Annotated in this window: 8 protein-coding genes; 3 read left to right on the top strand and 5 right to left on the bottom strand. The window is 64.7% G+C overall.

What is annotated here, in order from left to right; all coding sequences use genetic code 11:
* A partial coding sequence (locus tag JaAD80_RS22585) for a sensor domain-containing diguanylate cyclase (RefSeq protein ID WP_102297674.1) occupies nucleotides 1-1,990 on the top strand: 1,990 nt, incomplete at its 5' end.
* On the opposite strand, the gene JaAD80_RS22590 is transcribed toward JaAD80_RS22585, so the two are convergent.
* A complete protein-coding gene (locus JaAD80_RS22590) occupies nucleotides 1,991-2,365 on the bottom strand; it encodes a hypothetical protein (protein WP_102297676.1) in 375 nt (124 codons plus the stop codon). It lies immediately after the preceding gene.
* 211 nt (nucleotides 2,366-2,576) lie between these two features.
* Between JaAD80_RS22590 and JaAD80_RS30445 the strand changes: the two genes are divergently transcribed.
* Nucleotides 2,577-2,813: a hypothetical protein gene (locus JaAD80_RS30445; RefSeq protein WP_146012486.1), complete on the top strand. Its 237-nt coding sequence runs from the start codon at nucleotides 2,577-2,579 to the stop codon at nucleotides 2,811-2,813.
* A gap of 83 nt (nucleotides 2,814-2,896) precedes the next feature.
* Here JaAD80_RS30445 and JaAD80_RS31620 read toward each other — a convergent pair whose 3' ends face one another.
* The gene (locus tag JaAD80_RS31620; RefSeq protein WP_180979543.1) at nucleotides 2,897-3,535 is read right to left on the bottom strand and encodes a PEP-CTERM sorting domain-containing protein; all 639 of its coding nucleotides are present in this window, start codon (nucleotides 3,533-3,535) and stop codon (nucleotides 2,897-2,899) included.
* Between the two features lie 364 nt (nucleotides 3,536-3,899).
* Between JaAD80_RS31620 and JaAD80_RS22600 the strand changes: the two genes are divergently transcribed.
* Nucleotides 3,900-4,409 carry a hypothetical protein gene (locus JaAD80_RS22600; RefSeq protein ID WP_102297681.1) on the top strand — a complete coding sequence of 170 codons (510 nt, stop codon included), beginning with the start codon at nucleotides 3,900-3,902 and terminating at the stop codon, nucleotides 4,407-4,409.
* Between the two features lie 165 nt (nucleotides 4,410-4,574).
* Here JaAD80_RS22600 and JaAD80_RS22605 read toward each other — a convergent pair whose 3' ends face one another.
* From JaAD80_RS22605 to JaAD80_RS22615, 3 genes are all read right to left on the bottom strand, one after another.
* Complete coding sequence (locus JaAD80_RS22605; protein WP_102297690.1) at nucleotides 4,575-7,745, bottom strand: efflux RND transporter permease subunit; 3,171 nt, start codon at nucleotides 7,743-7,745, stop codon at nucleotides 4,575-4,577.
* 25 nt (nucleotides 7,746-7,770) lie between these two features.
* A complete protein-coding gene (locus JaAD80_RS22610) occupies nucleotides 7,771-8,976 on the bottom strand; it encodes an efflux RND transporter periplasmic adaptor subunit (RefSeq protein WP_102297684.1) in 1,206 nt (401 codons plus the stop codon).
* An 11-nt stretch (nucleotides 8,977-8,987) separates the two neighbouring features.
* Nucleotides 8,988-9,777, bottom strand: a 790-nt coding sequence (locus JaAD80_RS22615) for a TolC family protein (RefSeq protein WP_102297687.1), incomplete at its 5' end; no start/stop codon positions are given.

Here is a 9,777-nt window from a genome sequence, read left to right on the forward strand (position 1 = left end):
CGGCCAGCTGGAACACGGCCAGGCCAGCGTGATGGCGATGGCCGAGGCGGCGCAGCGCAGCCAGGCCATGCTGCGCAACATCCTCGATTCGACCATTGACGGCATCCTGGTCGATAACATCCATGGGCGCATCTTCACGTCGAACCGGCGCTTCCGCGACCTGTGGCAAGTGCCCGATGCGCTCGACTGGCAAGCCGATGGCGAAGCGCTGGTGCGCCATGTGGAAAGCCAGCTGGAGCAAGCCGCGCCTTTCCTTGGGGCACGCACGCTGGCGCCGGATGGCCACCGTGAGCGGCGCGACGTGCTGCACCTGCGCGACGGGCGGGTGATCGAGCAGTATGTGCGCAGCATGCAGCTTGGCAATGAGCAGGCGCGGCTGTGGACCTTCCGCGATATCAGCGAGCGCAGCCAGATGGAGCGGCGCGAGCATACGCGGCGGCAAGTGCTGGAAATGCTGGCCACGGGCGCGCCCCTGGAGCGGGTGCTGGAAAGCGTGGTGCTGGCCTTGCAGGCCGACCATCCGGCCATGCTGTGCAGCATACTCTTGCTCGATGAAAGCCGGCACCGCCTGGTGCTGGGAGCGGCGCCCGGCCTGCCCGCGTTTTTCAACCTCTCCAGCCATGGCCACGATCTTGGCATGCTGCACGGCGTGCACGGCATCGCCGCGCAAGCCGTGGCCAGCGGCCAGCGGGTGATTGTTGCCGACCTGCATGCCGACCTGCATGCCGACGCCGGGCCGCAGGGCAATGTGCAGGGCTCGCTGGAACTGGCGTGGCGGGCCCAGCTGCAATCGTGCTGGGCCGAACCCGTGCGGGGCGGTTCGGGCAAGATACTCGGCGTGCTGATGGCCTATCACCGGCAGCCCGCGCTGCCCGGCGCGGCCCATCTGGCGCGCCTGGGCGAGGCGGCCAACCTGGCCGGCATGGCCATCGAGCAGGCGCAGGTGGCACTGGCCCTGCGTGCCGGCGAGGCGCGTTTCCGCAGCCTGTACGACCACGCGCCCGTGGCCTTGTGGGAGCAGGACTGGTCGGCCGTGCGCGCCGCGCTCGATGCCTTGGCGCAAGCGGGGGTGAGCGACCTGGGCGCGTACTGGCGCGATGATCCTGCCGAGCTGCGCCGCCTGGCCGGGTTGGTGCGCATCATCGATGCGAACGGCGCCGCGCTGGCGCAGGTGCGCGCCAATGACGAGGACCAGCGCCGTGGCGCCTTGAGCCTGGCGCAGAATTTCGACGACAGCGCCTTGCCCCGCTTCGGCGATGCCTTGCTGGCGCTGGCCGGCGGCGCCCACCTGTACGAATGCGAGAGCAGTTTCGTGCGCCTCGATGGCGCGGCGCGGCAGAATGAATTGAGCTTGCTGGTGATGCCCGGCCATGCGGACAGCCTCGATTTCATCATGGTGTCCTCGCTCGATATCACCGAGCGCAAGCGCATGAATGCGGAGCTGCTGCAGCTGGCCACCACGGATTTCCTGACGGGCCTGCCGAACCGGCGCCAGTTCATGGCCTCGCTGGAAAATGAACATGCGCGGCTGCAAAGGGAACTGGCCAGCTGCGCCACCGTACTGATGCTCGACATTGATCACTTCAAGCGCGTCAACGATGACCATGGTCACGCCGTGGGCGATGCCGTGCTGCGCCACCTGGGCGCCCTGATGTATCAGGCGCTGCGCAAGGTTGACGTGCCGGGTCGCGTGGGCGGCGAGGAATTCGCCATCCTGCTGCCGGGTACCGACCTGGGCGCCGCCGCCGTGTTTGCCGAGCGGCTGCGCCGGCGCGTGGCGGAAAGTTCCCTGACCACCGATGGCGGCATCCTGATCACCGTCACGGTGAGCATCGGCATGGCGGCCATGGCGGGCACCGATGCCGATTGCGACGCCGTGCTGGCGCGCGCCGACGAGGCCCTGTACCGCGCCAAGCGGGGCGGGCGCAACCGCATCGAGCAGAACGAGGGCAGCGGAGACGGCGTGCTCAGCAAATTCATGGCCAAGTGATTACAGGCTTTGCTGCTGTGCCCGCGACTGCCTGCGGTTGCGGCTGACCAGCAGCCAGACGATGGCGACGGGAATCAGCAAGGGCAGCAGCACGGGCGTGCTGAGGGCCAGCGCCAGCACCACGCAGCAGGCGACGACGACCACCAGCACCATGCCCACTCCGGCCAGGATCACGCCCGTCACGACGGCTGCGAACACCAGCGCGAGGGCCGCGATCAGCAGGCCGCCGCCGGCAAACACCAGGCCGAACAGCCACTCCAGCGGACCGTCGATCTCGTCGCCGTCAAGCTGCATGTGCATGTCCGTGGCGCCGATCTTGTCGAGGAACAGGCAGGCCAGCATGAGGATGAGGGCGAAGGTGAGCAATTTTTTCATGGTAAGCCTCTGTGGATGGGTGACTGGGTGCGGCATGGTCACACTGTAGTGGCGCACCGCCGGCGTCGCCAGCGGCGTGCGACAGGCGGTCAAAATCACGGTATGGAAGGTCGTGGCGGGCCGAAAACACTCATTCACAACAAGATTTCTTTTCTTGTAATACGCGTAAGCCGTCCTATACTGAACACCTCAGTCTCGCAAGGAGGGCAACATGCTTTTGTTTGCAGATACCGGGGATCAATCGCTATCCCCTGCCGACCGTCGAATCACGCGCCAGCGTAGCGCCACGCAGTCTTGTGCCGAGCCCGTCGGCGCGCCATCGGCGATTCCACCGATCATCATCAATCCTTTCAATTACCACGCACCGCTGCCCGCGATCGACCCGCGCTGGGTGCCGCCCGGCCCGCCCCTGACCTGGCCCGGCCGGCCTGCCATGTCGATGTGCTGACAGCAGTTCGCCAGTCACGGCGGTGACGAAACTGGCAGTAAAAAAGCCCGCGCTGCGGGCTTTTGCCAGTGCTTGCCAGGCACTCAGGATGATTTGCGGCGCAGCATGAAACCCAGCAAGCCCAGGCCGGCGAGCAGCATGGCATAGGTTTCCGGCTCCGGTACGGCCGTAATGTAGGCGTGGTTGTCGCTTTCAAATGCGTTCTGGTTAGGCGAATGGAAGGCGATGGAGGTGAACTTCGCCCCTGCGCCAGCCCAGGCGTTCACATACAGGCCGACTGACTGGTCGCCATTCGGGCTGACGCCACCCATGGCGGCGATTTCCGAGCCGCTCAGGATGACCGTGCTGTTATCGCCCATGGTGAAGACGACGCTGTTATACGTGTCTGGCGAACCCATGTAGAAACCAAAATAGCTGAGGCCGCCATTGAAGGTGGCCACGCCCGGGGTGATCTGGCCATCCGAGACGCCGACGGAATAAAAGGCCGTCATGTCGTTCGGCGGTTGTGCCGCATAGCTGGGGTGGTTGCTGGTAAACACGGCGCCCGTGTAGTTGCTTGGCAATAGGCCATCGTTGAAGTTGATCGTCGTGGCGCCTGCCACGGAAGTGACGAGGCCTTCATTGGCAAGTGCGGTGCCGCCCGTGGTGAAGGTGGGGACGGCGCTCGCGCTACCTGCGGCGACAGTCAGCGTGGCCAAGGCCAGTGTGGTGAACAGTTTCATGTGTAATCCCTCTGATTTGTATGGTTGTGCGCAACTTTTTTCAAGGCGATGACATGCTTGCCTGGCGTGGCGATACGGTGCGGCGTGCGGGGACGAGGGCGTCGCAGAGGGAGAAAATTTCTTGTGGCCAAGCATTACTGAATGCAATATTTGAATATAAAAAACACAATTCAGATTGCAAATTAATAATAGGTTTACTTGAGCAATATCAAAGCTCGATCGCTAGAATGAAGCTACTAATTTGATACCTTGCTTTATTGCCCAGATCGTCTAAGGCGCGCAGCGCTTTGGCGGGCGGCAAGACGGCACGGACGGGCATTTTCGACTATCATGCTAGCCCCGACCTTCCATCACGAGCACCGCCATGAGTACCGATTTCCCCGACTTTTCCGACGCAGCAGCCGAGCAAGACAACGACGCCCCGATTCAGGAGCCGCGCCTGTGGGTAGGCAATGGCTGGACGGCGCGGGTCATCAAGAATGAGGAAGACGAAGGCTGGGCCGTGGCCATGATCAAGGATGGCGAACCGGAGCCGGCGCTGGTGGGCCCGTGGACCATGGGCCGCGACAAGAAAAACCCCAAGCCGCTCGACGTCAACGCCTTCAACACCTTGGTCAAGACGGCCTCGGAAGTGCTGCGCCGCCACGAGCAGCAGCTGCACGCGCAGCTGCACAAGAACCTGTTCGTCGCCACCGACGAGGGGCAAGTCAAGGTGATGTTCGACATCGTGCCGGACGAAGACCACCCGTATGCCGAGCTGAGCGCCTACGACGCCGACGGCGAGCAGATCGCCAAGGTACGTACCTCGGCCGCGTTCAAGTTCAATGCGACCTCGGCGGCCAACTGGATCGAAGGCGGCTACCGCCGTCCGTAATCCGGCGCCACCACTTGCGCCAACAATGTGTCGGATTACGCGCTTGCGCGCTAATCCGACCTACCTCGTGCAGCATATGCGAGCCGGTGCAGCAGCGGCAGGCGTAGGTCGGATTAGGCCTGAAAGGCCGTAATCCGACGCGACCAGAGCCAACAATGTGTCGGATTACGCGTGCCCTTCGGCCACGCTAATCCGACCTGCCTCCTCTTCTTTCCTGCGATACGCGAGCCGGTACAGCAGCGGCAGCACCAGCAGGGTCAAGGCCGTCGACGACAAGATCCCGCCGATGACCACGGTGGCCAGCGGGCGCTGCACTTCGGCGCCCGTGCCCGTGGCAATCGCCATCGGCACGAAGCCCAGCGAGGCCACCAGCGCCGTCATCAGCACGGGCCGCAGGCGGGTAATCGCCCCCTCGCGTATCGCCTGCTGCAAGGGCATGCCCTGCTCGCGCAATTGGCGGATGAAGGCGATCATCACCAGGCCGTTGAGCACGGCCACGCCGGACAGGGCGATGAAGCCGACCGCCGCCGAAATCGACATGGGAATATCGCGCAGCCACAGGGCGATGATGCCGCCCGTCAAGGCGAACGGGATGCCGCTGAACACCAGCAAGCCATCTTTCACGTTGCCGAACATGGCGAACAGCAAGACGAAGACGAGCGCCAAGGCCACGGGCACCACCAGTTCCAATCGCTTGGTGGCTGACTGCAATTGTTCGAACTGGCCGCCCCAGCTGGTCCAGTAACCGGCGGGAATGGCCACTTGCGCCTGCAGTTGCTGCGTGGCGTCGGCCACGAACGAGCCGATATCGCGCCCGCGCACATTGGCGCTGACGACGATGCGGCGCTTGCCGTCTTCGCGGCTGATCTGGTTCGGCCCCGGCGCCACTTGCAGGCTGGCCACTTCGCCCAGCGGGATGAAGCGCGCGCGCCCTTCCGCGCCGGCGCCCTGGGGCAGGGCGATGGGCAGGCGTTTCAATTGCTCCAGGTCGCTGCGCAGGCTGTCAGGCAGGCGCACGACGATGTCGAAGCGGCGGTCGCCCTGGAACAGGGTGCCCGCTGCCTGCCCGCCGATGGCCGTGGCAATCGCCGATTGCACGTCAGCAATGTTGAGGCCGTAGCGGGCCGTCTGCTCGCGGTCGATCTGCACCGTCAGCATGGGCAGGCCCGTGGTCTGCTCGACCTTCACTTCCGTGGCGCCGGGAATCTTGCCCAGCACGCCGGCGATCTTCGCCGCCGTGCTGTCGAGGACAAGCATGTCGTCGCCGAACAGTTTCACGGCCACGTCGCTGCGTACGCCGGAAATCAGTTCATTGAAGCGCAGCTGGATCGGTTGCGAGAACTCATAATTGTTGCCCGGCAAGCTGGTGGCTGTCGCTTCGATTTCCGCCAGCAACTGCTCGCGCGGTTTCTTCGGTTCCGGCCATTCCTTGCGCGGCTTGAGCATGATGTAGCCATCGGAAATATTCGGCGGCATGGGGTCGGAAGCAATCTCGGCTGTTCCCGTGCGGGCAAACACGCGGGCGATTTCCTTGTGGTTTGCCATCAGCTTGTTTTCCAGCTGCTGCTGCATGGCCAGCGACTGGCTCAGGCTGGTGCCGGGGATGCGCAGGGCCTGGATGGCGATGTCGCCCTCGTTCAGGCTGGGCACGAATTCGCTGCCCATGCGCGTGGCCAGCAAGCCCGACAGAACCACGGCCACCGTCGCGCCCGTCAACACGACGGGCGTGTTGCGCATCACCGTGTCCAGCGCGGGCGCATACCAGCGCTTGGCGGCGCGCATGATGGCGTTTTCCTTCTCCGCCACCTTGTCGCCGATAAACAGCGCCACGGCGGCAGGGATGAAGGTGATCGACAGCAGCATGGCGCCCAGCAGGGCGATGACGACCGTCAAGGCCATCGGCGTAAACATGCGGCCTTCCACGCCCGTCAGGGCGAAGATGGGCAGGTACACCACCATGATGATCAGCTGGCCGTACAGCAATGGGCGGCGCGCCTCTTGCGATGCGGCAAACACTTCCTGAAAACGTTCCTGCAAGGTCAACGGCCGTCCCAGCTTTTGCTGCGCATGGGCCAGGCGGCGCACGCAGTTTTCCACGATCACCACGGCGCCATCGATGATGATGCCGAAGTCCAGCGCCCCCAGACTCATCAGGTTGGCGCTCACATGGTATTGCACCATGCCGGTAAAGGTAAACAGCATGGCCAGCGGAATCACCATGGCCGTGATGACGGCCGCGCGGATATTGCCGAGGAAGAGGAACAGGATGGCGATCACCAATACCGCGCCTTCCAGCAGGTTTTTCTTCACCGTATTGATGGCCTTGTCGACCAGCACCGTGCGGTCATACACGGTGACGGCGTGCACGCCCTTGGGCAGGCTGCGGTTGATTTCCAGCATTTTCTTGTCGACCGCCTGCGAGACGGCGCGGCTGTTCTGGCCGATCAGCATGAAGACGGTGCCCAGCACCACTTCGCGGCCGTTTTCCGTGGCCGCGCCCGTGCGCAGTTCGCGCCCGATCAGCACGTCGCCCACGTCGCGGATGCGGATGGCCACGCCCTGTACGTTGGCGACGACGATGTTGCCGATATCCTCTTTCGAGGCCACCTGGCCCGGCGCGCGTATCAGCAGCTGCTCGCCCTGCTTTTCGATATAGCCGGCGCCCACGTTGCCATTGTTGCGTTCGAGCGCCGTCACCACGTCCTGCAGGCTGATGCCGTAGGCGGCCAGTTTTTCCGGGTAGGGTGCCACCTGGTATTGCTTGGCGTAACCGCCGATGGCATTGATTTCCGTCACGCCCGTGACATTGCGCAGCTGCGGCTTGATGATCCAGTCCTGGATTTCGCGCAAGTCCGTCGGCGTGTACGGCGTGCCATCGGGCTTCTTCGCGCCGTCTTGCGTTTCCACCGTCCACAGATAGATTTCACCGAGGCCCGTGGAAACGGGTCCCATCTTCGGCGTGATGCCGGCCGGCAGGCTTTCCTTGGCTTCCTGCAGGCGCTCGTTGATCATCTGGCGGGCAAAATAAATGTCCGTGCCATCCTTGAAGATCACGGTCACCTGCGACAGGCCATAGCGCGACAGCGAGCGCGTCTGCTCCAAATTCGGCAAGCCGGCCATGGCCGTCTCGATGGGGAAGGTGACGCGCTGCTCGGTTTCCAGCGGCGAATAGCCGGCCGACTGGGTATTGATTTGCACCTGCACATTGGTGATGTCGGGCACGGCGTCGATGGGCAGCTTCTGGTAGCTGTAGATGCCCAGGCCGGCCATGGCGGCCACGGCCAGCATCACCAGCCAGCGCTGGTCGATGGCGAAGCGGATCAAGCGTTCAAACATGATGGTTTCCTTTGGCTTGGCGTGATCAGTGTTCGTGGCCGGCGGCATCTTTGCCCAGCTCGGACTTCAGCACGAAGCTGCCTTGCGCCGCGTACGGCGTGCCGGCGGGCACGCCTTGCCTGATCTCCGTCCACTTGCCATCGCTGCGCCCCAGCACCACGGGCGTCGCCTGGAAACCCTCTTTCACCTGCACGAAGACGACGGGCTTGTCTTCCACCGTCTGGATGGCTTGCGTTTGCACCATGACGGGCGCATCGGCCTCGCCGGAGACCACTTCCACGCTGACAAACAGGCCCGGGCGCCAGGCCATGTCGGGGTTCGCCAGGCTGATGCGCGCCTTGGCCGTGCGCGTCTGTTCGCCCAGCAAGGCGCCCACGTAGGTGATCGTGCCTTTCGCGCTGGCATCGAAGGCGCTGGCGTTGACTTCCGCCTTGCCTCCCACGCGCACGGTGGCCAGGTCTTTTGCGGGCACGGCGATTTCCGCCCACACGGTCGACAGGTCGGAAATGACGAAAATGTTCGCGTCTTCCTTGACCGCCTCGCCCAGCGCGATATGTTTTTCCAGCACCATGCCATCGAAGGGCGCACGGATTTCATAGCGGTTCAACGGCCCCTTGGCGGCACCGGTGGCGCCCAGCGCGCTGAGCTTTTGCTGCGCGTTCTGCACGGCGATTTCCGCTTCGCGCCACGCTTGCTGCGCCTGCAGGTAATCCTGTTCGGCGGAGATTTTTTCGCGCCACAGTTTTTCCTCGCGCTCATACGTGGAGCGGGCCAGCGACAAGCGCCGCTGCGCCGACAGCAGTTCGCTGCGCTGTTCCGACAGGTCCGTGCTGGCGATGACGGCCAGCACTTGTCCCTTTTTCACCAGCTGGCCCAGGTCGGCCTGCACGGCTTCCACCACGCCGGCCAGGCGCGGCACGACGTGCGCCGTGCGGTCTTCATTGAAACGGATTTCGCCGGGCAGGGCGACGGTGGTCTTGATGCGGCCGGGCGCGGCCGTGGCGATGACGACGCCGGCCGCTTTGGCTTGCGCGGCCGTCAGTTCCAGCTTGCCCTCGACTGCTTCGTGGCCGTGCTCGTCCTTCTTTTCAGCATGTGCTTCCGCCTTGGCGGTGGGGGCGGCCGGGGCGCCGGACTTGCCCGTACCGAGGATCAGGCCGGCCAGCACGATGCCGATCACGGCGATCGACGCGATGGCGATGGTTTGTTTCTTGTTGAGTTTGATGTTCATATGGCTGTTCCTTACAGGGAAGCGGGGGCGCCCAGCAGGCGCTCGATCTCGGCGGCGGCCTGGTGCGCTTCGGTGAGGGCGCGCAGGTACTGGTTTTTGGCTTGCAGCAAAGTGCGCTGGGCATCGAGCACGTCAAGGAAGGCGAACTTGCCAAACTCGAAGCCCTTGCTGGCCGCGTCGTAGGCGCTTTGGGCGCCGGGCAAGATGTCGCGGCGCAAGCTTTCCACGTCAAGCCGGGCCGTCGCCAGGCGTTCGCTGGCGGCGGACACGGCCGTTTGCACGTCGATGCGGGCGGCGGCCAGCTCGTCGCTGGCCTTGTCGCTGCGGCGCAGGGCGTCGAGTTTATTGCCCGCGTTGCGGTCGAACAGGGGCAGCGGCAAGGCCAGCCCGATGATGGCCTGGTTGCGGCCCAGCTCTTCCGAACGCTTCATGCCCACGCTGACCGTGACGTCGGGCGTGGCACGCCGCTGTTCCACGTCCAGCAAGGCTTGCCGCTGCGCCAGGGCACTTTGCGCCTGGCGCACGGCCGGCGCCGCCGGCAAGCGCGCCGCCAGCTCGCTTGCCGGCGGCAGTTCGGGCAAGGTTTCCAGGCGGCCATCGGCCTGGGTGAAACGCGGCGCGGCGTTGCCCCACAGGGCGGCCAGGCGCTTGCGGGCGCTGGACAAGGCGCTGCGCGCCAGATTCAGCTCCAGGCGCACGCTGGCCTCGGCCACGCGGGCACGTGTTTCCTCGACCGGGGACGCCTTGCCGGCCGTCACCCGGCGCGCCGTGATGTCGCTGGCGCGCGCCGCCAGCGTCTGC

Origin of the sequence: Janthinobacterium sp. AD80 (genome assembly GCF_002878455.1) — a bacterium.
Taxonomy (GTDB): Bacteria; Pseudomonadota; Gammaproteobacteria; order Burkholderiales; family Burkholderiaceae_D; genus Janthinobacterium.